Annotated in this window: 18 protein-coding genes; 1 reads left to right on the top strand and 17 read right to left on the bottom strand. The window is 71.6% G+C overall.

Annotated features, from left to right (window positions below; translation table 11 throughout):
- Positions 1-176: 176 nt before the first annotated feature.
- Complete coding sequence (locus tag ACZ5TL_RS04060) at positions 177-1565, top strand: OFA family MFS transporter (RefSeq protein WP_468587426.1); 1389 nt, start codon at positions 177-179, stop codon at positions 1563-1565.
- A 223-nt stretch (positions 1566-1788) separates the two neighbouring features.
- Here ACZ5TL_RS04060 and ACZ5TL_RS04055 read toward each other — a convergent pair whose 3' ends face one another.
- The 17 genes from ACZ5TL_RS04055 to ACZ5TL_RS03975 form a co-directional block, all read right to left on the bottom strand.
- Positions 1789-2850, bottom strand: coding sequence for a sugar phosphate isomerase/epimerase family protein (locus ACZ5TL_RS04055; RefSeq protein ID WP_468587424.1), 1062 nt, complete (start codon positions 2848-2850; stop codon positions 1789-1791).
- Between the two features lie 111 nt (positions 2851-2961).
- Positions 2962-4374, bottom strand: coding sequence for a nucleotide pyrophosphatase/phosphodiesterase family protein (locus tag ACZ5TL_RS04050; RefSeq protein ID WP_468587422.1), 1413 nt, complete (start codon positions 4372-4374; stop codon positions 2962-2964).
- On the bottom strand, positions 4371-5576 hold the full coding sequence (gene eboE / locus ACZ5TL_RS04045; protein WP_468587420.1) for a metabolite traffic protein EboE: 1206 nt from the start codon (positions 5574-5576) through the stop codon (positions 4371-4373). Before eboE ends, ACZ5TL_RS04050 begins: the two co-directional genes overlap by 4 nt.
- A 3-nt stretch (positions 5577-5579) precedes the next feature.
- Positions 5580-6491, bottom strand: a complete 912-nt coding sequence (locus ACZ5TL_RS04040; RefSeq protein ID WP_468587418.1) for a TatD family hydrolase — start codon at positions 6489-6491, stop codon at positions 5580-5582.
- Entirely contained in the window at positions 6491-7243 is a 753-nt protein-coding gene (locus ACZ5TL_RS04035) for an EboA domain-containing protein (protein ID WP_468587416.1), read from the bottom strand. Before ACZ5TL_RS04035 ends, ACZ5TL_RS04040 begins: the two co-directional genes overlap by 1 nt.
- Positions 7152-8396, bottom strand: a complete 1245-nt coding sequence (locus tag ACZ5TL_RS04030) for a sugar phosphate isomerase/epimerase family protein (RefSeq protein ID WP_468587414.1) — start codon at positions 8394-8396, stop codon at positions 7152-7154. The genes ACZ5TL_RS04035 and ACZ5TL_RS04030 overlap by 92 nt, the downstream gene beginning before the upstream one ends.
- A gap of 164 nt (positions 8397-8560) precedes the next feature.
- A complete protein-coding gene (locus ACZ5TL_RS04025) occupies positions 8561-9673 on the bottom strand; it encodes an SCO3242 family prenyltransferase (protein WP_468587412.1) in 1113 nt (370 codons plus the stop codon).
- On the bottom strand, positions 9670-11046 hold the full coding sequence (locus ACZ5TL_RS04020) for an inositol-3-phosphate synthase (RefSeq protein WP_468587410.1): 1377 nt from the start codon (positions 11044-11046) through the stop codon (positions 9670-9672). The genes ACZ5TL_RS04025 and ACZ5TL_RS04020 overlap by 4 nt, the downstream gene beginning before the upstream one ends.
- Before the next feature lie 82 nt (positions 11047-11128).
- Positions 11129-14860 carry a ThuA domain-containing protein gene (locus ACZ5TL_RS04015; protein ID WP_468587408.1) on the bottom strand — a complete coding sequence of 1244 codons (3732 nt, stop codon included), beginning with the start codon at positions 14858-14860 and terminating at the stop codon, positions 11129-11131.
- Between the two features lie 263 nt (positions 14861-15123).
- A complete protein-coding gene (locus tag ACZ5TL_RS04010; RefSeq protein WP_468587406.1) occupies positions 15124-16122 on the bottom strand; it encodes a sugar phosphate isomerase/epimerase family protein in 999 nt (332 codons plus the stop codon).
- Positions 16123-16136: 14 nt separating this feature from the next.
- Complete coding sequence (locus ACZ5TL_RS04005; RefSeq protein ID WP_468587995.1) at positions 16137-17351, bottom strand: Gfo/Idh/MocA family protein; 1215 nt, start codon at positions 17349-17351, stop codon at positions 16137-16139.
- 56 nt (positions 17352-17407) lie between these two features.
- A complete protein-coding gene (locus ACZ5TL_RS04000) occupies positions 17408-18454 on the bottom strand; it encodes a substrate-binding domain-containing protein (protein WP_468587404.1) in 1047 nt (348 codons plus the stop codon).
- A 17-nt stretch (positions 18455-18471) separates the two neighbouring features.
- Entirely contained in the window at positions 18472-19497 is a 1026-nt protein-coding gene (locus ACZ5TL_RS03995; protein ID WP_468587402.1) for an ABC transporter permease, read from the bottom strand.
- On the bottom strand, positions 19494-21011 hold the full coding sequence (locus tag ACZ5TL_RS03990; RefSeq protein ID WP_468587400.1) for a sugar ABC transporter ATP-binding protein: 1518 nt from the start codon (positions 21009-21011) through the stop codon (positions 19494-19496). Before ACZ5TL_RS03990 ends, ACZ5TL_RS03995 begins: the two co-directional genes overlap by 4 nt.
- A gap of 292 nt (positions 21012-21303) precedes the next feature.
- Entirely contained in the window at positions 21304-22485 is a 1182-nt protein-coding gene (locus tag ACZ5TL_RS03985; RefSeq protein ID WP_468587398.1) for an ROK family transcriptional regulator, read from the bottom strand.
- A gap of 434 nt (positions 22486-22919) precedes the next feature.
- Positions 22920-23597, bottom strand: a complete 678-nt coding sequence (locus ACZ5TL_RS03980) for a GntR family transcriptional regulator (RefSeq protein WP_468587396.1) — start codon at positions 23595-23597, stop codon at positions 22920-22922.
- A 157-nt stretch (positions 23598-23754) separates the two neighbouring features.
- On the bottom strand, positions 23755-24693 hold the full coding sequence (locus tag ACZ5TL_RS03975; RefSeq protein WP_468587394.1) for a beta-ketoacyl-ACP synthase III: 939 nt from the start codon (positions 24691-24693) through the stop codon (positions 23755-23757).
- Between the last annotated feature and the right edge of the window lie 72 nt (positions 24694-24765).

Genomic DNA, 24765 nt, shown 5'->3' with positions numbered 1-24765 from the left:
GGAGGGACGGGGGGGGGGGGGGGGGGGGGGGGGGGGGGGGGGGGGAGGGGGGGGGGGGGGGGGGGGTTCCGGCCGATGACTCCCCCTCTCCCCCCCCCCCGGGACCCGCACGCGCACGAAAGGCATGGGACAGGGGGCGCTGGCCAGATCTTTCGACGCAAGGGGTGCGACACGACATGACAACGACCGATCTGCCCACCACGGTTCCCTACCGGGAGGTCACCGACGCGAACGGACGCGTCTACCGCCTCGGTGAGACCGACATCGACATCATGGGGCGCAAGCGCAAATGGATGGTGATCCTGCCCTGGATCGGCATGATGGGCATCTCCTCCGCCGAGTACGCGTTCGCGTCCGCCGAGGAGACCCTGCACACGGCGCACAGCTGGAACAGCATGCACATCTTCTGGATGATGACCGTGTGGGTCTTCTTCCAGGCCGCGGTGGCCTTCCCCGCGGGCAAACTGCGTGAGAGCGGAAAACTTCCGGCCCGCTGGGCGATGATGCTCGGCGCGACGGGCACGCTGCTGGGCTACCTGTCACTGGCCTTCGCACCGCATGTCGTCTTCGCCTACATCGGCTTCAGCATGTTCAGCGGCATGGGCGCGGGCATGGTGTACGCGACCTGCGTCAACATGGTGGGCAAGTGGTATCCGGAGCGGAAGGGCGGCAAGACCGGCTTCGTCAACGGCGGTTTCGCCTACGGTTCGGTGCCCTTCGTCTTCCTCTTCAACGGCTACATGGACCTGACCAACTTCCGCTGGGTGCTGGTCGCCGTGGGCGTGTTCCTGGCCGGACTGGTCGCGTGCTCCGGCTACTTCTTCAAGGACCCGCCGAAGAACTGGTGGCCCGCCTCGATCGACCCGCTCAACCCGCCCGAGGACCCGCGCGCGGCCCGCTCGCTGCGGATGAACCCGCCGGCGGTGCGCCAGTACTCCCCCAAGGAGGCGTGGAAGACCGGCCGGGTGGCCCTGATGTGGTTCTGCCTGGCGTGCACGTCCGGCGTGAACATCTTCGGTATCGCCTTCCAGGTGGAGATCGGCGAGGAGGCCGGGTTCGCGGGCGGGATCGTCGCGACGGCCATGTCCCTGAAGGCGATTGTCAACGGTACCGGCCGTGGAGTGATCGGCTGGCTCTCCGACCTGTACGGCCGCAAGCGATGCCTGCTCGTGGTCTGCGTCATCCTGGGCCTCTCCCAGTTCGGCATCCTCTGGTCGGCGGAGGCCAGGAACCTTCCGCTGTTCCTGGTCTTCTCCTCGATCTCCGGCTTCGGCGGCGGCGCCATCTTCCCGATGTTCGCGGCCCTCACCGCCGACTACTTCGGTGAGAACAACAACGCGTCCAACTACGGCATGGTCTACAGCGCCAAGCTCGTCTCCGGTCTGGGCGCGGGCATGGGCGCCGTGGTCGTCGGTGCCTGGGGCCACTCCGGCGCCTTCGTCCTGGCCGGCTCCATCTCCCTGTTCGCCGGCTGCGTGGCGGTGTTCCTCACTCCGCCGGGACGCGACAAGGAAACGCGCCGTATCGCTCCCAACCCGCAGCCGCTCGGCGAGGACACGACCTGACATGGCGGCAGATCCGTACACGGCAAGCAGTCCCCCCGCATCCCCCGACGCCGCACACCGTCCCCACCGTGAGGCCACCGGCTCCCACCGCATCGTCCACCGCGTCGACGAGACCGGCCGGGACATCCTCGGCCCGGCTCGGCCCTCAGGTTGACCGTCCTCCCCCCTCATGAGGAGGCCCCTCCCCGTCCGGGGAGGGGCCTCCTCATTGCTCCTACGGCCGTCAGCACTTCTCCCTCAGGGAGTGCAGGTGCGCGCTGGAGCGGCGTGCGAAGGTGAACGACTCGGCCGGGTTGTCGTGCTCGGCCTGCCAGTGGTGGGCCATGCGGTGACCGCGCAGCCGGGTCACCGCGGAGATGAACCGCTGGTAGTCGATGTCGCCGTCGCCGACATCGGTCATGCGGTAGCCGTACGGGTTCGACGGGTCGCTCTCCCCGTCCTTGACGTGGAACAGCGGGTAGCGGTCGGGCTGCCTGAGTACGTAGTCGAGCGGCTCGAACGGCGCGGGCGTGCCGTCGGGCCGCTTGGAGAAGCGGAACTGGCCGACGTACGCCCAGTAGATGTCCATCTCCAGGTGGACGAGGTCCGGGTCGGTTTCCTTGAGCAGGACGTCGTAGAGGCGGACCTTGGGGTTGTCGGCGGCGAAGGAGAACTCCTCGGAGTGGTTGTGCTGGTAGAACTTCATGCCCCGGGCCTTCGCCGCCGCGCCGTAGGTGTTGAAGTCCTCGGCGGCGCGCTTCCAGGCATCGATGGTCGAGCCGTAGCGGAACGGGCCGGCGGCCGTGCCGATGTGCTTGAGACCGAGGGCCTGGGCGTCGTCGAGGACCTTGGTGAGGTTCTGGGCGAAGGTGTAGGCGTTCGGATCGTCGGAGTGGTAGCCGACGTGGCTTCCGATCGGGTTCAGGCCGTGACTGCGTGCCAGCCGCTTGAGCTGCGCGAGCGTGATGGGGCCCGCCGAGCCCTGGGTGTATCCCGCGAACTCGACCTCGTCGTAGCCGTACCGCTCCAGTTCGGCGAAGACGGGGCCGAAGCCGAGGGTGGAGACCTTGTCGCGCAGGCTGTAGAGCTGGATGCCGAGGCGCCCGGGCGGCAGCACGGGGCGGCCGCGGCCCTTCGCGCCGGAGGCCGCCGTGCCGGTGGCGGCCGTCGCGTTGCCGGTGGCGGCTGTCGCGGGGGCTGCGGCGCTGAGCAGGGCGGCGGCGGTGGCGCCTGCGGCCACGCCGAGCATGCCTCGTCTGCTGAGGCGGTGGGTGAGCTCGGGGTCGGGCTGGGAGAAGCGGCTCATGCGTGGAACTCCTCGTGATCGCGGGGCGTTGTCCGTGGTGAGTGCTTCACTTGTGACCGGTCGGGACTGATCGGGGCTGATCGGGACTCATCGGGACTGAGGGGTACAGCCTCAGCCGAGACCGGCGAGTCGGAGCAACAGTGACTTCACATCGGTGGCCGCGACGCGGTCGCCGACAGCGCGGGGGGTGGAGCAGATGAGGAGCGGACCGTCGTCGTCGCTCGCCGGAAGGCGGCCGTGGCTGCCGCGAATAGGTGACGGGTCCAGGGGAACCACCGCCATGCGGTAGCGCATGCCGAGCTTCTTGCGCGCCAGTGCGGTGGCCGCCTTGACCTTGACGTAGGGGTCGAGGGGATCCATGAAGAGTTCGACCGGGTCGTAGCCGGGTTTGCGGTGGATCTCGACGAGTCGCGCGAAGTCGGGCGCATGGTCGTCGTCGAGCCAGTAGTAGTACGTGAACCAGGCGTCGGGCTCCGCCACGGCGACGAGTTCGCCCGCGCGCGGATGATCGAGGTGCTGGGCCTTCTTGCCCTTGTCGTCGAGGAGTTGCTCGATGCCGGGCATGCCGTCGAGGGCGGCGCGGGTGGCGTCGAGGTCCTCGGGGCGGCCCACGTAGACGTGGGCGATCTGGTGGTCGGCGACCGCGAAGGCGCGGGAGGCCATCGGGTCGAGGTACTCCATGCCGTCCTGCGTGTGCACCTCCAGCAGGCCGGCGCGGCGCAGGGCGCGGTTGATGTCCACGGGCCGGTTCACGCGGGTGATGCCGTACTCGGACAGCGCGACGACGGTGCGGCCCTCGGCTCGGGCCTCGTCCAGGAGCGGGGCCAGGGCGGTGTCCAGGTCGGTGGCCGCCTTGAGGGAGCGCGGGTCGTCGGGGCCGAAGCGCTGCAGGTCGTAGTCGAGATGAGGGAGGTAGCAGAGCGTCAGGTCGGGGTGCCGGGTGCCGATGATGTGGCGGGTCGCGTCGATGATCCACCGGCTGGAGACGAGGTCCGCTCCGGGGCCCCAGAAGTGGAACAGGGGGAAGATGCCGAGTTTGCCGGTGAGTTCGTCGTGCAGTGCGGCCGGCCTGGTGTAGCAGTCGGGCTCCTTGCGGCCGTCGGCGTAGTAGAGGGGACGGGGGGTGACGGTGATGTCGGTGTCGGCGCCCATGGCGTACCACCAGCAGATGTTGGCGACGGTGTAGCCGGGGTGGGCGCGGCGGGCGGCGTCCCAGAGTTTGTCGCCGGCCACGAGCCCGTTGTGCTGGCGCCACAGGAGGACGTCGCCGAGTTCCCGGAAGTACCAGCCGTTGCCCACGATGCCGTGCTCCGAGGGCATGGTGCCGGTGAGGAAGGTGGACTGGGCGGCACAGGTGACGGCGGGCAGGACGGTGCCCAGCGGGGCGCGGGAGCCGGATTGGCCGAGTGCCTTGAGGTGGGGCATGTGGTCGAGGAGACGGGGGGTGAGGCCTACGACGTCGAGGACGAGCAGGGGGGCGGGGCGCTGAGCGATGGCAGGGGCCGGGTGCTCCTGGGTGCTCATGGCAGCTCCTTCAGGCCGAGATCCGTCAACAGGTCCCGGGCGAGGGCGATTTCGGCGGCGATGCCCTCGGCGAGCTGGGCGCGGCCCTTGGGGCGCAGCTGGTACGGGAGGGCCTGCCAGGTGTAGGTCTCGACCTCGAGGTGGTGGGTGAGCGGTGCCGGGCCGCCGACGAGCCGGGCCAGGGCGGCTTTCAGGACCGGGAGTGTGGAGGTGAGGGGTGCGGCGGGGGCCGCGTGCAGCGGGACGTGGAAGTGGGCGCGCCAAGGTGAGGTGTCGGGCAGGGCGTCGCCGGCGAGGGCCTCGTCGAGGTCGTCGGTGGCGCGCAGACCGGCCGGGGTGGGGGTCCCTCCCGCTCGAACGGAGTCGGGAGTGGGGGAGGTGCGGGTCTGGTGCAGGAAGCGGGGTTCGGCGAAGACGGCGAGGGCCTCGCGAACTTCGGGGAGATGGGGGTATTCGGCGTGCAGGGCGGCGGAGAGCTGGGATTTGACGACGGGGACGCGAGCGTCGGTGAGCGCGTCCAGGGCGGTGTGCGGGTCCTCGAAGGAGGTGGCGAGATGGCAGGTGTCGACACAGATGCCGATACGGTCGTGGCCGATCGCGGTGATCGGGGCGATGGCGTCGCGGGTGGTCTCGACGACACAGCCGGGTTCTGGTTCCAGGCCGACGCGAATGGAGCGGCCGGTCAGTTCCTCGATGGCGTCGAGGCGTTCGGCGAGGATGCGCAGGGCGGCACGGGCGGTCTCCGCGCGTCCGTCGTCATACGCGGTGCGCCAGGCGAGGGGCAGGGTGGAGATGCTGCCGTCGGTGACGTCGGCGGGGAGGAGCCCGGCGAGGAGGCGGGCCAGGGCGGTGGTGTGGTCGAGGCGCTCCGGGTCGGCCCAGTCCGGCTTGTAGACGCGGTACTTGACCTCCTCGGCGCCGAAGCCCTCATAGGGGAAGCCGTTGAGGGTGACGACCTCCAGACCGCGCCGGTCGAGCTCGGTGCGCAGGCCGCGCAGCGCGGAAGGGTCGGTGACGAGGGCGTGTGCGGCGTCCTTGGCGAGCCACAGCCCGATGCCGAGCCGGTCGCGGCCCAGGCGACGGCGGACGGGTTCGCAGTGGTCGCGGAGCTGGGCGAGGACGCCGTCGAGGGTCTCGGCGGGGTGGACGTTGGTGCAGTAGGCGAGGTGGACGGTGGAGCCGTCGGGGTGACGGAAGCGCATGGTTCACGCCTCCGCGGCGGAGACCCGGCCCGGCCTGTCGGGGCCGGGGTCCGGCTCGTGCGGGTCCTTCGGGGCGCCGCGCAGCACGGAGTTGCCCTCGTGAGTGGCCCCGGTGCCGGTGACGTCGAGGTTCAGGCGGCCGCTGAGCCCGTAGAAGGCCACGGGGTTGCGCCACAGTACGCGGTCGACGTCGTCCTCGTCGAAGCCCTCGGCCAGCATCAGATCGCCCACCTTGCGTGTCTTGAGGGGATCGCTCCTGCCCCAGTCGGCGGCGGAGTTGACCAGGATCTGCTCGGGTCCGTAGGCGCGCAGGATCGCGACCATCCGTTCCTCGTCCATCTTGGTGTCCGGATAGACGGAGAAGCCCAGCCAGCAGCCGCTGTCCTTGGCCTCCTTGACGGTGGTCTCGTTGAGGTGGTCGACCAGGACGCGTTCGGCGGGCAGGGCGGACTCCCGGACGGCGTCGAGGGTGCGGCGCAGGCCGGCGAGCTTGTCGCGGTGCGGGGTGTGCACGAGTGCGGGCAGGCCGTGGTCGGCGGCCAGCTGGAGCTGCGCGGCGAGGGCGGTGTCCTCGGCGGGGGTCATGGAGTCGTAGCCGATCTCGCCGACAGCCACGACGTTGTCCTTGACGAGATACCGGGGCAGTTCGTCGAGGACGGGCGCACAGCGCGGGTCGTTCGCCTCCTTGGGGTTGAGGGCGATCGTGCAGTGGTGGGCGATGCCGTACTGGGCGGCGCGGAAGGGCTCCCAGCCGAGGAGGGAGTCGAAGTAGTCACGGAAGGAGGCGGGCGAGGTGCGGGGCTGGCCGAGCCAGAAGGAGGGCTCGACGACGGCGCGGACGCCGACGGCGTGCATCGCCTCGTAGTCGTCGGTGGTGCGGGACGACATGTGGATGTGGGGGTCGAAGATGCGCATCAGGACTCCTTGCCGTGGGGGTGGTCCGTGCCGGGTGCCGGGGTGACGGACTCGGTCAGGTCCAGAACGCGGTGCAGGTCCTCGGGGACGGCGCGGCAGGCGGCGGTGCGTTCGGCGGCGTAGTCGGCCAGCATGCGGGCGAGTTCGCCGTCGCCGCGGGCGCGCTCGCACAGGTCCGCCACGTGGTCGACGGGCACGCCGGTGAACAGGCACTTCAGTACGGCGTGACGCCAGGGGTGCGGGGCCAGGTGCCGGGCGGCGTACGGGCCCACGGCGGCGGTGAGGAGCCGGGTGTCGTTGGTGCGCAGGGCGTCCTCGACGAGCGGGAGCGCGGCGGGGCCGGACACGAGGTGGGGCAGGGCGTGCAGGACGGCCCGGCGCTCGTCGGCGGTGCCCTGGAAGTACACGCGGGTCAGGGCGTCGGTGCCGGCCCGGGCCGCGTGGAGGATGAGGACCCGTGCGGCGTCGGCGTGCGCGGCACCACAGCGACGGCCGGCCTCGGCGAGGCGCAGCTCCCACACGGAGATGGGCCCGTGGATGCCGGGGTGGGCGGCGGCCTCGTCCAGGGCGCGGTCGAACCAGGTGCGGGCGGCCGGATCGAGGTGGGCGGACAGGTGGCGGCGGAGGCCTGCGAGTGAGGGGAGGGTGGTGCGGTCTGCGTCATGCGTGGGCCGGCCCGTGTGGGTTCTGGCGCTGGGGGCGTCCTGGGTGCTCTCGGTTCTCGCCTCCGGTGTGGCGCGGGGGTGGGTCATCTGCTGCTCCCCTCAGGGGTGGTGGAGGGAGCGCCGTGGGGTGGCGCGGTCTGCTGGGGGCGGAGGGGGGTGGCAGGGTGGCCGCGGACCGCTCGGCGTGGCGGAGGAACGGGAGGGAGTGTGCGGCGAAGTGCGGTCCGGCGTGGGAATGGCGGGGCAGTTCGACGACCGTCAGCCCCTGGTAGCCGGTGGCGGCGAGCGCCGCCAGGACCGACAGGAAGTCGATCTCCCCGTCCCCGAAGGGGAGGTGTTCGTGGACGCCGCGCCGCATGTCCTCGATCTGGACGTGCCGAAGCCACGGGGCGGCGTCCCGCACGCAGTCGGCGGGAGAGAGGGGTTCGAGGCACTGGCAGTGGCCGATGTCGAGGGTGAGGCCGAGAGGTTCCGGGTCGCCGAGGTCGCGGCGGAGGTGGTGGAAGTCGGTGAGGGTGGCGAGGAGGTGACCGGGTTCGGGTTCGACAGCCAGCGGGATGCCGGCGGAGGCGGCAGCGTCCAGGACAGGTGTCAGGGTCCTGGCGAGGCGCTTCCAAGCGGTGCCCGTGTCGGTCCCCTCCGGGACGACCCCGCTGAAGCAGTGGACCGCGTGGGCGCCCAGGTCGGCCGCGACCCGGACGGCCCGGACGAGCAGGTCGACTCGGCGCGCCCGGTCGTCGGGGTCCGGGTCCAGCAGGGACGGGCCGTGCTTGCGGCGCGGGTCGAGGACATAGCGGGCGCCCGTCTCCACGGTGACGTCCAGACCGAGTGCGTCCAGCCGTTGCGCGACCCGGCGGGTGCGGGCGGGCAGGTCGGGGGCGAGCGGGTCGAGGTGCATGTGGTCCAGGGTCAGACCGACGCCGTCGTAGCCGAGGTCGGCGAGGAGGGAGAGCGCGTCGTCGAGACGGAGATCGGCGAGACCGTTGGTGCCGTAGCCGAAGCGGAGGGGAGGGGGAGCGCCTGGTTGGGCTGACGTGGGTGACACGGAGGTGGGGCGGCGGTTGTCGGGGGCCGGTGTGCGGCCGGAGTTCTCCTGGACCGGTGTGCGGCCGGTGTTCTCCTGGACCGGTGTGCGGCCGGTGTTCTCCTGGTGGGCGGGGGGCGTCGCAGGGTCGGCCGACGCGAGAGGTTCGGTGGTCCCCACCGGGCGGGCCGGTGCCTGGTGTGCGGCCGGTGTCACAGGTTCTGCCTGCTCTCCGTGCACAGCCGTCGCCACAGGCTCTGTCGGCGCCTGGTGCACAGCCGACGTCACAGCCCCAGCCGCTCCCCGGTGCGCAGCCGTCACGGGTCCGGACGACCGCGGGGTCGTGTCACGGCTGCTGTCGGACGTACGGGCTGCGGAGGTCATGTGAGGCTCACCTTCTTCGCGAACCGCGCTCCCAACGGGGCGAGGGCCGCGATGACGAGAGCAGTGGCCGTTCCTCTGGAGCGGGCGGCCAGGGTGGCTTGGAGAGGGATCGTCGCGCGGATGCCTGCGCCCACGGCGCGTTGGGTGAGAGGAGGTGAGGGGTTGAGCATGGCGTGGAAGTAAGGGCGGACCGTGGTCGCGGCGTAGGCGGCTGCGAGGGCCGGGGTGAGCAGCTCTCCGGGTTGTGGACCGGGTGCCTGCCGTCGGGGCCGGGCCGCTCGGAAGCCCTTCCCCGACGGCCGGACCACCCGCAGACCCGGCCCAGACCACCGGACCACTCGCAGGCCGGGCAGGGCAGCAACAGCCGCTTCCTGGGGACCTGCCTGAACCCGCACGGAGCGGTGAGTCACCAGGCGGGTCAGCAGGGCGGTCGTCGCGAGGGCTGCGAGGGGAGGCAGGGGTGAGCCGCCCTGGGCCTCCTGCCGGGAGACCGTCGTGACGGCCAGGGTGTGGGTGCCTAGGAGGGCGGCGGAGGGCAGCGCTTCTCGGGTGCGGCCGGTGGTGGCCACGGATCCGAGGAGCAGGTCGAGGCCCCGTGCCGCGCCCATGGCCACGGGTCCGGCGGGCGTGTGTTTCAGGCCGAGGTCGTACGCCCAGACGGTGGCCGCCAAGGGGGCGGCGACGGCCAGGGCCGGGCGGCCGGCGCGGGCGGCCAGGGCCAGGCCGGCGGCGGTGAGGGCGCAGGCCGCGGTGAGGGCGGCCGACGGTCGGATGCGGCCCGAGGGCAGGGGGCGGTGCGGGCGTTCGGTGGCGTCGATGTCGCGGTCCGCCCAGTCGTTGAGGGCCATACCCGCCTCGTACAGGCAGACGGAGGACGCGATGGCGAGCAGGGTGCGGGAGTTGGGCGGCGCGCCGGCCGCGGCCGTGCCCGCGAGGGCATCGCCGGGCACGCTGAACAGGGCGGGCAGACGCAGGAGTTCGACCCAGGCGCGTCGCCGGTGCGTGCGGCCCGCGGCTCCGTAGGGGGCCGTGCCGCAGAAGCCCCCCTTGAGGGCGGCATCCCCTCCGCCGGCCGGGCTTCCAGGAAGTTGCTCGTGACGCCGCGTCACGGCCGCTCTCCGGCCCCGTAGATCTCCCGGTCCGGATCGCCGACTCGGGCTGCGACATCGCTCCGTTCCGCCGCCCCGTCGATCTCCCGGTCCGGATCGCCGACCCGGGCTGCGACATCGCTCCGCTCGGCCGCGACCTCATGCCGCGCAGCCGCGCCGTCGTGCCGCTCGGCCGCGACCTCATGTCGCGCGCCCGCGACCTCGTTCCGCTCGGCCGCCCCCTCCCCCGTCCCAGCATCCCCGGGGCGGGCGCCAGGCCGGAGCCTCCCCGCGAACCGGAGAAGCTCCTCGTACTGATCGGCCAGACCGGACGGCCCTTCCCCCACCGGGTCCTTGAAGTAGAACCCGAGCGCTGAGAGCGGGCCGCGGAGCCCCGCCTCGTGCGCGCGGGCGGTGAGGCGGGCCAGGTCGAGCACCAAGGGGGCCGCCAGGGCGGAGTCGCAGCCCTGCCAGGTGGTCAGGAGGATCATGCGGATGCCGAGGAAGCCGTCGAAGGCGATGTGGTCCCAGGCGGTCTTCCAGTCGCCGAGGGCGGGGACGTCGTCGATGTGGACCTCGCCCTGGGGGGTGGTGCCGAGGGTGTCGGTGAGGGCCCGTTCCTTGCCGGCGTTCTTGGCGGCCGCGGCGGCCGGGTCGGCCAGGGCCGCGCCGTCACCGCCGCCCAGCAGGTTCGTGCCGGACCAAGCGCGGACGGTCAGCGCCCGCTGGGCGAACATGGGGCCGAGCACGGAGCGCAGGAGGGTCTGGCCGGTCTTGCCGTCGCGGCCGGCGTACGGCAGGCCGCTCCGTTCGGCCTCGCGGGCGGCGACGGGGTGGTGCACGCCCTCGGACGGGGTGAAGTTGACGTAGGGACAGCCCGCGCGCAGGGCCGCCAGCGCGTACAGGGTGCTGGCCGGCGGTGGGGCGCCGGGCCCCTGGGGCGCGGGTTCGGTGGAGGCGACGTTCACCACCACGGCCCGCTCCAGTTCATGGCGGTGGACGAAGTCGCGTATGTCGTCGGCGAAGGCCGTGATCAGCTCGGCCTCGCTCCTGGTGTCCCCCGGAGTGGGGCCGCCGGGCCTGATCTCCCGGTCGGCGGCGGCGAGTTCGGCGGCGACGGCGGTGGCGAGACCGGGCGGGAGGACGCCGCCGGCGGTCAGGGTCTCGGCGCGTTTGGGCAGGGGGCAGTCGAGGATGTCGTGGCCGCCGAAGACGAGGGCGGACAGGGCGGGCAGACCGCTGTCGGTGAACGCCGGGGTCTCGGTCACCATGCCTGTGGGCGGGTGGAGTCCCGCGGTGACGGCGGCGCACCCCGTGACGACGGTGGTGGCGACGGAGCCTCGGGCCCCGATCAGCCACACCCCCACACGCGGTCGGGAGAGGGACACGGACATGTGCAGCCTCCTGGTCGTGCTAACCCGAGGAGAGGAAGGGGAGACGGTGGGCGGGGGTCCGGCGTCCCCCGCCCGCCGCCGTTCAGTCACCCTTGACGGGCAGTTCCTTCAACTGGATGTCGCGGAAGGAGACCTGGTCGCCGGCCCCGTGGTTCTGGAGGCCGATGTAGCCGTCGGTCAGGCTCCGCTGGGGGTCCTTGTTGGTGAAGTCGTTGATCTTGACTCCGTTGAGGAACACCCGGAGGCGTTCGCCCTGGACCTTGATCTCGTAGGAGTTCCACTGGCCGGGTGGCCGCAGGACCTGGTCACGGGCCTTGATGTTCGCCGACTTGAAGGAGTAGACGGAGCCCGTGGTGCGTTCGGGCGCGTCCGTGGCGTCGATCTGGATCTCGTAGCCCTTGCTCACCGCGGACCAGGGGTCATCGGAGGCGGGGAAGCCCACGAAGATCCCGGAGTTGTCGTCGCCCCGCATCTTCCAGTCGAGCTTGAGGGAATACGACTTCAGCTCCTTGGCCTGGTACCAGAGCAGGCCCATGCCGCCCTCGGACTCCAGGGTGCCGTCCTTGACGTTGAACGTGCCGGGGCCGGCCTGCTTCCAGCCGTCCAGGCTCTGGCCGTTGAAGATCTTCCGGTAGCCCTTGCCGGGCTTGCAGTCCGCCTTCACCTGGCCGGTGGCGTACCGCAGGCCGCCGAGCAGATGGGCGCGGAAGGCCTCGTCGGCGTAGGACTCCTTGGTGTGGCCGCCGCCGGTGTAGAAGGACCGGCCGCCGCCGTAGCTCTGGCACCAGGCGATCGGGTGGTCGCCCTTCATGGTGCCGCCCTGGTACGTGGTCTCGTCGAGGGTGGCGAGGATCTTGGCCTGCTCACGCGGGTTGGTCCGGTAGTTGTACCACTCGTCGGTGCGCTCCCAGGCGTCGTCGAGGTGTGCGGTCGACGGGTGGTCGTGGTCCTCGACGCGGACGGTGGCCTTCTGGATCGCCGGGTGCGAGTCGAAGTAGGCGCCGACGAGGCCGCCGTAGAACTCCCAGTCGTACTCGGTGTCGGCGGCGGCGTGGATGCCCATGTAGGCGCCGCCGTTCCTGACGTAGTTCTCGAACGCGTTCTGCTGGTCGGCGTTCAGCACGTCACCGGTGGTGGACAGGAAGGCCACCGCGTCGTACTTGGCGAGGTTGGCCGTGGTGAACTGCCGGGCCTCCTCGGTCGCGTCGACGGTGATGCCCGCCGGGCCGCCGAGCTCCTTCAGCGCGGCGATGCCGGCCGGGATGGAGTCGTGGCGAAAGCCGGCGGTCTTGGAGAAGACCAGGACCTTCTTGCCGGCCTTGGACGGCTGCTTGGAGAACTCGAAGTCGTCCACGTCGTACAGTGCGCCCTCGCCGCCCTTGAAGACCAGGTAGATCTCCGTGGTGCGCCTGGGCAGCGACCGCAGCGGCACGTCGACGTTCTGGAACGTCTCCCAGCCGCCGGTCGGCGGGATGTACGCCGATCCGTGCAGCGGACCGTCGGGCGAGCCGGTGCGCAGTTCGATGAAGCCGCCGGCGCCGCCCGAGGAGGCCCGCACGGTCATCTTCCTCTGCCCGTCGAACCGGTAGGGGCTGAAGGAGATCCAGTCGCCGTCGTTGATGTCGCCGACGGTCTTCCCGCCGTGGGCGGCGGTCTTGTCGATCACCGACACGCCCGACTGGGTGGAGAAGTGCTCGCCCTGGCGGTGCTGCGGCTGGAGCACGGTGCGCGCGGTGCCGGTCAGGGCCTCCTGGCCGTTCGCCCCGCCGTCGGTGTAACTGGCGCCGACGACACCGTAGATGTTGGCGTTGGGGTCGTGGCCGCCGTCACCGGCGGGCGGCCTCAGGGTGCCCTCGCAGCCCATCTCGCTGGTCAGCTCGTGGGCGTGGGAGTCGTGGCCGAGGCTGTAGGTGACCTTGACCTTGGAGCAGTCGACGGTCTCCTCGGGGTCGGTGACCTTCACCTTGAACGGGACGGGCTCGCCGAAGGCGGCCACGCTGCCGTTGGCAGGCGTCTCGATCGTCACCTTGGGCTCGGTGTTGCCGACCACGATCCGGACACTGGCGTTGCCGGTGTTGCCCTCGGGGTCCTTCGCGGTGAAGGTCGCGCTGTAGGTGCCGGCCTTCCTGTACTTGTGCGTGGGGGTGAGACCCTCGCCCTTGGTGCCGTCGCCGAAGTCCCAGCCGTAGGTGAGGTTCTGGGAGTCGGCGTCCTTGGCGGTGGCGGTGAACCTGACCTTGAGACCGGCCGCGCCGGACGTCTTGTCCGCGCTCACCTCGGCGATCGGCGAGAAGCCGTCCTCGGCGTTCTCGATGCGGTACAGCGCGGAGTGCTCGTCGCCCTGGAACCAGGAGACGCCGTAGTCGAGGACGTAGAGCGCTCCGTCGGGGCCGAACTCCATGTCCATGATCTGGGTGCCGGTCCACGGGAAGTCATTGATCTTCGCGACGGAGCCGTCGGGGCCGTCCGAGGTCTGCTCGATCCGCTTGATCCAGCGGCGGCCGAACTCACCCGCGAAGAAGTCACCGTCGTACGCCTCGGGGAACTTCACGCTGGAGTCGAGTCCGGGGTCGTAGCGGTAGACCGGGCCGGCCATCGGGGACTCGGAGCCGCTGCCGAACTCGGGCACGGAGCCGCCGTCGTACGGGATCCAGGCGGCCTGCGCGGGCGGCAGGTCGACCAGGCCCGTGTTGGAGGGCGAGGTGTTCTTCGGGGCATCGCAGTCGAACGTCGCGCCGGACTCCTTGGTGGCGAAGTCGTAGTCGACGTAGGCGTCGTTGTCGCCGGTGCAGAAGGGCCAGCCGAAGTTGGCCGGCTTGGTCACCTTGGCGAACTCGACCTGCCCTGCCGGTCCGCGCTTCGGGTCGGCGGCGCCCGCGTCGGGGCCGTAGTCGCCGACGTACACGATGCCGGTCTTGTCGTCGACGCTCATCCGGAACGGGTTGCGGAAGCCCATCGCGTAGATCTCGGGGCGGGTCCTGTCCGTGCCCGGGGCGAAGAGGTTGCCCTCCGGGACCGTGTACGAGCCGTCCTCGGCGACCTTGATGCGGAGGATCTTTCCCCGCAGGTCGTTGGTGTTGGCGGAGCTGCGGCGGGCGTCGAAGGCGGGGTTGCGGCCCTCGCGGTCGTCGATCGGCGTATAGCCGTCCGAGGCGAAGGGGTTGGTGTCGTCGCCGGTCGACAGGTAGAGATTGCCGTCCGCGTCGAAGTCGATGTCGCCGCCGACGTGGCAGCAGGTGCCGCGGGAGGCCGCGACATCGAGGACCTTCTTCTCGCTGGCCATGTCCAGCGTGCCGTTGGCCTCGAGGACGAAGCGGGAGAGGCGGTTGACGCCGTCGAACTTCTCGAAGTCCTCGGCGGTGCCGGTCTCCGGGGCGTCACCCGCGGGGGTGTCGAGCGGCGGGGCGTAGTAGAGGTAGATCGCCCGGTTGTTCTCGAAGTCCGGGTCGATGCCGACGCCCTGGAGGCCTTCCTCGTCGTGGCTGTAGACGTCGAGCTTTCCGGCGACCTTGGTGACGCCGCCCTGGTCGGTGAGGCGCAGCGTGCCGTCGCGCGCGGTGTGCAGGACGCTGCGGTCCGGGAGCACGGCGAGCGACATCGGCTCGCCCGTCTCGGGTTCGCCCTTGGCGAGCGGCACCTGCTGGAACTGGCCCTCCGCGGCCGCCGGTTCGTCGTGGTCCGGGTGGCCGGGACGGGCGCCGGCGGCGGTGGCCGGGGTGCCCACGGTCAGGAGCAGGCCGGTGAACAGGGCGACGGCGGTACGAAGCCCGGGGCGCCTGCGGGTGCGGGTGCTTCTTGGTCCGGTTGTGTGCACGAAGTCCCTCCGGGAACGGGATCGGCCGTACGGGGTGGGTGCGAAGACGTGCGGTGCGGGCGCCGGGGTGCGCCGTCACCCCGGAGGTGCGTGTGTCCTGAACACTTCAAGGAAGGTAGCCGCCACCGTCCGGGGCGAACACCCCTTGGGGCAGGGCGGGTCGGGCTTTCCCTCAGCCCCGGACGAAGCAGGATCCGGGCAGGTCGGAGGGGAGATTGGCGGTGAGACCGGTCCCCGTCGCCAACCAGCGCCGGGTGCCTGGTTCAGCTGTTGAACGCCGCGTCGAAGGACGCGCTGGGCGGCTCGAAGTCGAAGGCCTTGAGGCGGGTCAGTGCCTCGGGCGCCCCCTGGAGCCGGTCCATGCCGGCGTCCTCCCACTCGACGGAGATGGGGCCCTGATAGTTGATGGAGCGCAGCATCCGGAAGACGTCCTCCCAGGGGACGTCGCCGTGCCCGGCGGAGACGAAGTCCCAGCCGCGTCGCGGGTCGCCCCAGGGCAGGTGGGACCCGAGCCGGCCGTTGCGTCCGTCGAGGCGCTTGCGGGCCTCCTTGCAGTCGACGTGGTAGACGCGGTCGCGGAAGTCCCAGAGGAAGCCGACCGGGTCGAGGTCCTGCCACACGAAGTGGCTCGGGTCGAAGTTGAGACCGAAGGCGGGTCGCCGGTCGACGGCCTCCAGGGTCCGTACCGTCGTCCAGTAGTCGTAGGCGATCTCGCTGGGGTGGACCTCGTGCGCGAACCGCACGCCCTCGGCGTCGAAGACGTCCAGGATCGGGTTCCAGCGGTCGGCGAAGTCCTGGTAGCCCCGTTCGATCATCGTGTCGGGCGCGGGCGGGAACATGGCGACCAGGTGCCAGATGGCGGAGCCGGTGAAGCCGACCACGGTGTCGACGCCGAAGGCGGCCGCGGCGCGTGCGGTGTCCTTCATGCGGTCCGCGGCCCGCTGCCGGACCCCCTCCGGGTCTCCGTCGCCCCACACCTGGCCCGGCAGGATCGCCTGGTGGCGTTCGTCGATGATGGCGTCGCAGACGGCCTGGCCGGCCAGGTGGTTGGAGATGGCCCAGCACCTGAGGCCGTACTTTTCGAGCAGCGCCCGGCGGCCGTCGAGGTACCCGGCGTCGGAGAGCGCCTTGTCGACTTCGAAGTGGTCCCCCCAGCAGGCGAGTTCGAGGCCGTCGTAGCCGAAGTCGCGGGCCAGGCGGCAGACCTCCTCCAGGGGCAGGTCGGCCCACTGGCCGGTGAACAGCGTGAACGTGCGCGGCATACGCGTCAGCCTCCTCAGAGCGCGATCGGTGTGTAGACGGAGTTCTTCTCGGCGCTCTCCTCGACCGCGGCGAGCACGCGCTGCACCTGGAGCCCGTCGGTGAAGGAGGGTTCCGGGCTGCGGCCCTCGGCGACGGCGTGGACGAGGTCGCGGACCTGGTGGACGAAGGTGTGCTCGTAGCCGAGGCCGTGGCCCGGCGGCCACCAGGCGTCCAGGTAGGGGTGGTCGGGTTCGGTGACGAGGATCCGGCGGAAGCCCGCCTCCGCACCGGGTGCGGTGCCGTCGTGGAAGGACAGCTCGTTGAGCCGCTCCAGGTCGAAGGCGAGCGACCCGCGCTCCCCGTTGAGTTCGATGCGCAGGGCGTTCTTGCGGCCGGTGGCGTAGCGCGTGGCCTCGAAGGAGGCGAGGGCGCCGGAAGGGAAGCGGGCCGTGAACAGGGCGGCGTCGTCCACGGTGACCTCCCCCGTGCCGGAGGCCGAGCCGGCGGACAGCCCGCTGGTGGCGCCGGTGGTCAGGGGCCGCTGCCGTACGAAGGTCTCGGTCAGCGCGGAGACGCCGGCCAGCGGCTCCCCCACGAGGTGCTGCGCGAGGTCGATGATGTGCGCGCCCAGGTCGCCGAGCGAGCCCGATCCGGCCTGCTCCTTGCGCAGCCGCCAGGTCAGCGGGAACCCGGGGTCTACCAGCCAGTCCTGGAGGTACGACACCCGGACGTGCCGCAGCCTGCCGAGGCGGCCCTCGGCGACCATCCGGCGGGCCAGGGCGGTGGCCGGCACCCGGCGGTAGTTGAAGCCGACCATCGCCACCTGCCCCCGTGCGTGCGCCTCTTCGGCCGCCCGCGCCATCGAGGTGGCCTCCTCGACGGTGTTGGCCAGCGGCTTCTCGCACAGGACGTGTTTGCCCGCGGCCAGGGCGGCCAGCGCGATCTCGGCGTGGCTGTCGCCGGGGGTGCAGATGTCGACGAGGTCGACGTCGTCCCGATCGACGAGGGCACGCCAGTCGGTCTCGGTGGACGCCCAGCCGTGGCGGTCGGCCGCCGCCCGCACGGCGCCGGCGTCCCGGCCGCAGATCACGGCCTGCACCGGGTTCAGCGGCAGGTCGAAGACGCGGCCCGCGGTGCGCCAGCCCTGGGAGTGGGCGGCACCCATGAAGGCGTAGCCCACCATCCCCACGCGCAGGGGTGGCTTGCCTGCCTCCTCGGTCCCCTCTGACTGCTGCTGCGGCTGTCCCATACGGGTGTCCTCCTCCTGGTCGGGGTGGCGCACGTGGGGGGTGCGGGCGGAACCGGTCACCGGAAGCCGGTGGGCATGTACTGGTCGACGTTGGTCCTGTCGACGACGGCCGAGTAGAGCGTGATCGACGCCGGGATCTCGTACTCGGCCATGCCGCCGATGCCCTTGCCCTGGCCGAGGGCGCGGGCGAGGTCGATCGCGGAGGCGGCCATGGTCGGCGGGTACAGCACCGTCGCCTTGAGGACGCCGTCGTCCTGCTTGATGGCCTGGAAGGCGGACAGGGCGCCCGCGCCGCCGACCATCAGGAAGTCGTCGCGCCCGGCCTGCTCGATGGCGCGCAGCGCGCCCACGCCCTGGTCGTCGTCGTGGTTCCACAGGGCGTCGAACTTCGACTGTGCCTGGAGCAGCTGGGCCATCTTGGCCTGCCCCGACTCGACGGTGAACTCGGCGGCCTGCCGGGCGACCTTCTTGATGTCGGGGTAGTTCTTCAGGGCGTCGTCGAAGCCCTGGGTGCGCTGCTTGGTCAGCTCCAGGTTGTCCAGGCCCGCCAGTTCGATGACGCGGGCGCCCGACTTGCCCTTGAGCTTCTCGCCGATGTAGTGGCCGGCGTTGAGGCCCATGCCGTAGTTGTCGCCGCCGATCCAGCAGCGGTAGGCCTGCGGGGTGTTGAAGATGCGGTCGAGGTTGACGACCGGGATGCCCGCGCGCATCGCCTTCAGCCCGACCTGGGTGAGGGCCTTGCCGTCAGCGGGCAACACGACCAGGACGTCGACCTTCTTGTTGATGAGGGTCTCGATCTGGCCGATCTGCTGGGCGGTGTCGTTGGAGCCCTCGGTGATCTCCAGGGTGACGTCGGAGTACTTCTCGGCGCGGCTCTTGGCGTTGTCGTTGATGGCGTTGAGCCAGCCGTGGTCGGCCTGCGGTCCGGCGAAGCCGATGGTGACCTGCTTGCCGGGCTTGTCGGCGGCGCCCGGCTGGTCGTTCCCGGCCGGCTCGTCCTTGGAGTCGGACGGCTCGTTACTGGTGCACCCCGTGAGGAAGGCACCGGCGGAGACGGCGGCGGCCCCGAAGAGCAGTCCTCTGCGGCTCGTGATCTCTGTCATGGCGGTGAACCCTTTCCTCAGGTCGTGCTCGCGGTACGGCGCTGGACCAGCACGGCGGCGACGATGATCGCGCCCTTGGCGATCTGCTGGACGTCGCTCTGCAGGTTGTTCAGGGCGAAGATGTTGGTGATCGTGGTGAAGATCAGGACGCCGAGGACGGAGCCGGTGATGGTGCCGCGGCCGCCGGTGAGGAGGGTGCCGCCGATGATGGCGGCGGCGATGGCGTCGAGTTCGTAGAGGTTGCCGTTGGTGTTCTGGCCGGAGCCGGACAGGATGATCAGCAGGAAGGCGGCGATGCCGCAGCACAGCCCCGACAGCAGGTAGAGGTAGAGCCGCTGGCGGCGGACGTCGATGCCGGCGAGCCGGGCGGCCTCCGGGTTGCCGCCGACGGCGACCGTGCGGCGTCCGAAGGTGGTGCGGTTCAGTACCAGCCAGCCGATGACGGTGACGACGGCGAACACCAGCACCAGCGGCGGGAGGCCGAGGACGTAGGCGTCGCGTTCGCCCAGGTCGAGGACCGAGGGCACGGTGACGATCTGGGTCTTGCCGTCGGTGATCTGCAGGGAGAGGCCGCGCGCGGAGGCCAGCATGGCGAGGGTGGCGATGAACGGCACCATCGCGCCGTAGGCGATGAGCACCCCGTTGACCAGGCCGCAGCCGACCCCGACGACGACGGCCGTGAAGAGGATGCCGGCGAAGCCGTACTCCTGGGTGGCGACGGTGGTCGCCCACACCGAGGCGAGGGCGACGATCGCGCCGACCGACAGGTCGATGCCGCCGGAGACGATGACGAACGTCATGCCGACGGTGACGACGCCGATGACGGACGCCTGGGTCAGGACGAGTTGCAGGTTGCGGGTGTCGAGGAACTCGTCGGGCTTGGTGATGCCGCCGATGAGGACCAGCACGACGAGCACGCCGAGCAGGGAGAGGGTGCGGACGTCGGCACGGGCCATCAGGCCGCGCCAGGCGGGGGGCTGCTGGGCCTGGGGCACCTTGCCGGTGCTGCCGCTGCCCCGCGGCGGGGAGACGGGCTGCGTCATGACGCCGGGCTTCCTTCCATGACCAGGTCGAGTACGCGGTGTTCGTCGAGTTCGCGCGCGGGTGCCGTGTGGACGACACGGCCCTCCCGCAGCACCAGGACGCGATCGGCGAGGCCGAGCACCTCGGGCACCTCGCTGGAGACCAGCAGCACGGCGAGGCCCTCGTCGGCCAGCCGGCGGATGACCGCGTAGAGCTCGGCGCGGGCGCCGACATCGACGCCGCGGGTGGGTTCGTCGAGCAGCAGCACCTTGCAGCCGCGCAGCAGCCAGCGGGCCAGGACGGCCTTCTGCTGGTTGCCGCCGGACAGGGTGCGCACCGGCACGGACGGGTTGTCCGGCCTCAGCGACAGTTCCCGGGTCGCGGCCCGCGCGGCGCCGAGTTCGGCGCGCCGGTCGATCCAGCCGCCGCGCGAGAAGCGGGACATCGAGGAGACCGACACGTTGCGGGTGACGGACTCCAGCATCAGCAGGGCCTGCGCCTTGCGTTCCTCGGGGGCGAGGCCGAGTCCGGCCCGGACGGCGGCCCGGACGCTGCCCGGCTTCAGGGGTTCGCCGTCGACCAGCACCTGACCGGACGTCGGCTTGCGGGCGCCGTAGACGGCCTCCAGGATCTCGGAGCGGCCCGAGCCGACCAGTCCCGCCAGGCCGACGATCTCGCCGGGCCGCACCTCCAGGTCGAGGGCCTCGAACTCCCCCTGCCGGGACAGCGCCTGGACCTTCAGCACCGGCGCGCCGGGCGGTGGGGAGGCGGGCCGGTCGGGAAAGACGTACTCGACGTTGCGGCCCGTCATCAGGGCGACGACCTCGCGGGTCGGGGTCGACTTCGCGGGGAGTCCCTTCGCGACGGCCCGCCCGTCCTTCAGTACGGTCACCCGGTCGCCGATGCGCCGGATCTCCTCCAGGCGGTGGGAGATGTAGACGACGGCGACTCCGGCGGCGGTGAGGTCGCCGACGATACGGAAGAGGTTGCCGACCTCGTCCGGGTCGAGGGCGGCGGACGGCTCGTCCATCACGATGAGCCGCACGTCGTGGGAGAGCGCCCGGGCCATGGACACGATCTGGCGCTGCGCCGCGGACAACTCCCCGACGAGCCGGGCCGGGTCGATCTCCGAATGCCCGAGTCGCTTGAGCAGAGCGGCTGTTGACTCCTTCGCGGCCTTCCCGCGGACGACGAAGCCGGCGGCGGTCGGCTCATGCCCGAGGTGGACGTTCTCGGCGACCGACAGGTGCTCCACCAGGTCGAGTTCCTGGTAGATGGTCGCGATGCCGAGCCGCATGGCGGCGATCGGCGAACGGAGGGTGACCTCCTCGCCGCGCCAGCGGATGACGCCGGTGCCCGGCTGGTGGGCGCCGGCCAGGACCTTGATGAGGGTCGACTTGCCGGCGCCGTTCTGGCCGAGCAGGCAGTGCACCTCACCGGCCAGGACGTCGAGGTCGACGCCGTCGAGGGCCCGGACCCCCGGGAACGACTTGGTGATGCCGGACATGCTGAGCAGCGGTGGTTCTGGTGCCATGAGGTCCCCTTGGCGGACGTGCGGGCCGGTTCAGGGCAGGGCAGAGCAGCGGGTGGTGCGGGTGAGCCGTGTCGGGCGAGTGGCTCGCGCGGGTGCGTGAGCGGGTCGAGCGAGGGCCCTGCGCGATGCGTGAGCAATGCCGGGCAGGTGGCTGACGCGGGTGCGTGAACCGGGTGGGACAACTGGCTGACGCGAGCACGTGAGCCAGATCGGACAACTGGCTGACGCGAGCACGTGAGCCAGATCGGGCAACCGGCCTACGCGGGAGCGTGAGCCAGGTCGGGCAAGTGGCCTAGGCGGGAGAGAACAGGTGGTCGCTGATGAGCCGGGCCGCTCCGATGACGCCGGCGGCGGGTCCCAACTCGCCCAGGACGATGGGCAGGTTGCCGGTCGCCAGAGGCAGCGACTGGCGGTAGACCTGGGTGCGGATCGCGGCGAGCAGGGTGTGGCCGAGGCCGGTCACCCCGCCGCCGATCACCACCAGGCCCGGGTTGAAGAAGCTGACCAGGCCGGCGATGACCTGGCCGGTGCGGTTGCCGCCCTCGCGGATCAGGTCGAGGGCGGTGGCGTCGCCGGCCGCGGCCGCCGCGGCGACGTCGACGGCGGTCAGCCCGCCGCCGGCCTCCAGTCGTGAGGTCAGTTCGGCCGACAGCCCCTGCTGGGCTGCCTCCATGGCATCGCGGGCGAGGGCCGCCCCGCTGAAGTGGGCCTCCAGGCAGCCCCGGTTGCCGCAGGCGCAGGGGCGGCCGTCGGGGACGGCCTGGATGTGCCCGATGTCGCCCGCACTGCCCGTCGTGCCGCGGTAGACCTCACCGCCGACGACGATGCCGCAGCCGATGCCGGTGCCGATCTTGACGCAGAGGAAGTCGGCGACGGTGCGGGCGACGCCCGCGTGCTGCTCCCCCATCGCCATGAGGTTCACGTCGTTGTCGACCATGACCGGGCAGCCCAGTTCCTGGCTGAGCGCCTCCCGCACGGGGAAGCCGTCCCAGCCGGGCATGATCGGCGGTGCCACCGGGATGCCCTCGGGGAAGCGGACCGGGCCCGGGACGCCGATGCCGGCGCCGTCGAACCCCTCCGCGAGCCCGGAGGCCCGCAGTTTCGCGGCCATGGCCAGGACCTGCTCGAAGACCGCGACCGGGCCTTCGCGCACATCCATGGGCTGGTTGAGGTGCCCGAGGGTCTCCAGCTCGGCGTTGGTGACGGCGACGTCGACCGAGGTCGCGCCGATGTCGACGCCGAGGAAGCGCAGTTCGGGGTTGAGCCTGATGTTGTGGCTGCGGCGGCCACCGCGCGAGGCGGCGAGTCCGTCGGCCGCGACCAGCCCCGTCTCCAGCAGCCGGTCCACCTCCACGGCGAGCTTGGACCGCGAGAGGTCGACCTGGTCGCCCAGCTGGGCACGGGAGTGGGGGCCACCGTCGCGCAACAGCTTGAGCAGTCGGGCCTGATGGGCGTTTCCGGGTCGTGCGGTCATACGTCTCACGAGCCCCTCCCCGCCTCGATCGGCCTGTGTACGCCGGTTTTCCGCCACCGCGTGGCTTGCTTTCGGAGGGAACGTAGCAGCGGCTGCCGGGAGTGGGAAGAAGTCGCGCAGGAATTACCTCCACTTTTTCCACCCGCAGGACAAAGGCGGAGGGGGCGGGGTCTCACCCCTCACCCTTTGAAGAGGCCGCCCCCGCCCGGGTCCGGGCCGCGCTCGTCCGGGCGCCGGAGGTGTGCACGCCGGGCGGCTTCGCGCAGGGCAGTGCCCTGCTGGCGCTCGCTGACACGGCCGGCGAGGGGCCTGCGCGTTCCCAACCCGGGGGACGCTCCTGCCGCGCCGTGCGGGCGGACCCCGCACGACGAGGACGGCACCCTGGCGGGCCGGAAGACACAGACTCAGGCGGGTACTGACGGCAGGCTGAGGTCCTAGGAACGCGCCCGCGCGTGGTACGACCGCCGTGTGTGCTCGGTGTGTTCACGCATCAGCTGGGTGGCCCGCTGCTCGTCACGGGCGGTGATCGCCGCGATCAGTTCGCGGTGCTCGATCCAGGACTGGTGGCCCCGCTGGCGGGCGATGGGCGTGTAGTACCAGCGCACGCGCCGGTCGACCTGGGCGGCGAGTTCGGCGAGGACCGTGTTGCCGGCCAACTCCATGATCTTGGCGTGGAAGCGGGCGTTCATGGCGACGGCCCCGTCCACGTCGTCCGCCTCGACGGCCTTCTCGCCCTCCGCGCACAGCGCTTCCAGAGCCGAGATGCCGGCGCTGTCGGCGTTGGCCGCCGCGAGCCGGGCCGCTTCGGCCTCCAGCAGCGTACGGACCGTGAGGAGCTGGTCGGCCTCCTCCTCCGTCGGCTCGTGCACGAACGCGCCCTGGGCGGGCCGCAGATCGACCCACCCCTCGGTGTTGAGCCGCTGGAGCGCCTCCCGCACCGGTTGCCGGGAGACGCCCAGATGCCCGGCGAGCTCACTCTCGACGAGGTGCTGGCCGGGCTGGAGCGCACGGGTCGTGATGAGTTCGAGCAGCGCCTCGTACACACGGTCGCGCAGCGGTCCCGGGCGTTCCAGCTTGGGTACCGCCCCCTGGGGCAGGCCTGTCGACAGCATCGCGGTCCCCCTCCTCGGCAGGGCCGTGCACAACGCGGCGCATGCCGGTTCCCGCCGCAGAGCCAGTATCGATTGTCTTTCGTCTACAGTCTACGGCGCTCAGGAGCCAGGGTTCCGGGCAGTCGGCCGCCTCACATCACGGCCGGCCCGGCCGCGCTCAGGGGCAGCGGACGACCTGGCCCGCGTACGACAGGTTCCCGCCGAAGCCGAACAGCAGGACCGGATCGCCGGTGGCGATCGCGCCCTGCTCGACCAGCTTGGAGAAGGCCAGCGGAATGCTCGCCGCCGAGGTGTTGCCGGACTCGGTGACATCGCGTGCGACGACCGCGTTCACGGCGCCGATCTTCTCCGCGAGGGGTTCGATGATGCGCAGGTTGGCCTGGTGCAGTACGACCGCGGCGAGATCCGCCGGCTCCAGGCCGGCCCGCTCGCACGCCCGGCGCGCGATGGGCGGCAGCCGCGTGGTAGCCCAGCGGTAGACGCTCTGGCCCTCCTGGGCGAAGCGCGGCGGTGTGCCCTCGATCCGCACGGCGTTGCCCATCTCGGGCACCGAGCCCCACAGCACCGGCCCGATGGCGGGTTCGTCGGCGGCCTCGACCACCGCGGCCCCGGCCCCGTCCCCGACGAGCACGCAGGTGGTGCGGTCGCTCCAGTCGGTCACCTCGGACATCTTGTCGGCCCCGATGACCAGCGCCCGGCTCGCGCCCCCCGCGCGGACGGCGTGGTCGGCGGTGGCCAGGGCGTGGGTGAAGCCGGCGCACACGACGTTGAGGTCCATGGTGGCGGCCTGCGGGACGCCGAGCCGGGCCGCGACCCGGGCGGCCATGTTGGGCGAGCGGTCGACGGCGGTGGAGGTGGCGACCAGCACCAGGTCGATGTCGGCCGGGGTCGCCCCGGCCGCGGCCAGGGCCTTGGCGGCGGCGTGCGCGGCCAGTTCGTCGACCGGCTCGTCGGGTCCGGCGATGTGGCGGGTGCGGATGCCCACCCGGCTCCTGATCCACTCGTCACTGGTGTCCACCAGGCCCGCCAGGTCCTGGTTGGTGAGCACCTTGGCGGGCTGGTAATGGCCGACGGCGGCGATGCGCGAGCCGTTCATTGGGTGGGTTCCCCTCGTTGCCTTGGGTAGCGGATCCACCAGTCTGATCAGTGACTCGCGGGTACGAGGGCA

The sequence above is a fragment of the Streptomyces sp. NPDC033136 genome (assembly GCF_055578235.1).
The sequence above is the reverse complement of the archived record's forward strand: the minus strand, read 5'-3'. Positions and strand labels throughout refer to the sequence as shown.

Bases quoted from the DNA above. Each gene is read 5' to 3' on its own strand.
- ACZ5TL_RS03975 (WP_468587394.1), bottom strand. From the start codon at position 24,693: ATGAACGGCTCGCGCATCGCCGCCGTCGGCCATTACCAGCCCGCCAAG.
- ACZ5TL_RS04020 (WP_468587410.1), bottom strand. From the start codon at position 11,046: ATGTCCGTGTCCCTCTCCCGACCGCGTGTGGGGGTGTGGCTGATCGGG.
- ACZ5TL_RS03990 (WP_468587400.1), bottom strand. From the start codon at position 21,011: ATGGCACCAGAACCACCGCTGCTCAGCATGTCCGGCATCACCAAGTCG.
- ACZ5TL_RS03980 (WP_468587396.1), bottom strand. From the start codon at position 23,597: ATGCTGTCGACAGGCCTGCCCCAGGGGGCGGTACCCAAGCTGGAACGC.
- ACZ5TL_RS04050 (WP_468587422.1), bottom strand. From the start codon at position 4,374: ATGAGCACCCAGGAGCACCCGGCCCCTGCCATCGCTCAGCGCCCCGCC.
- ACZ5TL_RS04060 (WP_468587426.1), top strand. From the start codon at position 177: ATGACAACGACCGATCTGCCCACCACGGTTCCCTACCGGGAGGTCACC.
- ACZ5TL_RS03985 (WP_468587398.1), bottom strand. From the start codon at position 22,485: ATGACCGCACGACCCGGAAACGCCCATCAGGCCCGACTGCTCAAGCTG.
- ACZ5TL_RS04010 (WP_468587406.1), bottom strand. From the start codon at position 16,122: ATGCCGCGCACGTTCACGCTGTTCACCGGCCAGTGGGCCGACCTGCCC.
- ACZ5TL_RS04005 (WP_468587995.1), bottom strand. From the start codon at position 17,351: ATGGGACAGCCGCAGCAGCAGTCAGAGGGGACCGAGGAGGCAGGCAAG.
- ACZ5TL_RS04055 (WP_468587424.1), bottom strand. From the start codon at position 2,850: ATGAGCCGCTTCTCCCAGCCCGACCCCGAGCTCACCCACCGCCTCAGC.
- ACZ5TL_RS04040 (WP_468587418.1), bottom strand. From the start codon at position 6,491: ATGCGCATCTTCGACCCCCACATCCACATGTCGTCCCGCACCACCGAC.
- eboE (WP_468587420.1), bottom strand. From the start codon at position 5,576: ATGCGCTTCCGTCACCCCGACGGCTCCACCGTCCACCTCGCCTACTGC.
- ACZ5TL_RS03995 (WP_468587402.1), bottom strand. From the start codon at position 19,497: ATGACGCAGCCCGTCTCCCCGCCGCGGGGCAGCGGCAGCACCGGCAAG.
- ACZ5TL_RS04035 (WP_468587416.1), bottom strand. From the start codon at position 7,243: ATGACCCACCCCCGCGCCACACCGGAGGCGAGAACCGAGAGCACCCAG.
- ACZ5TL_RS04000 (WP_468587404.1), bottom strand. From the start codon at position 18,454: ATGACAGAGATCACGAGCCGCAGAGGACTGCTCTTCGGGGCCGCCGCC.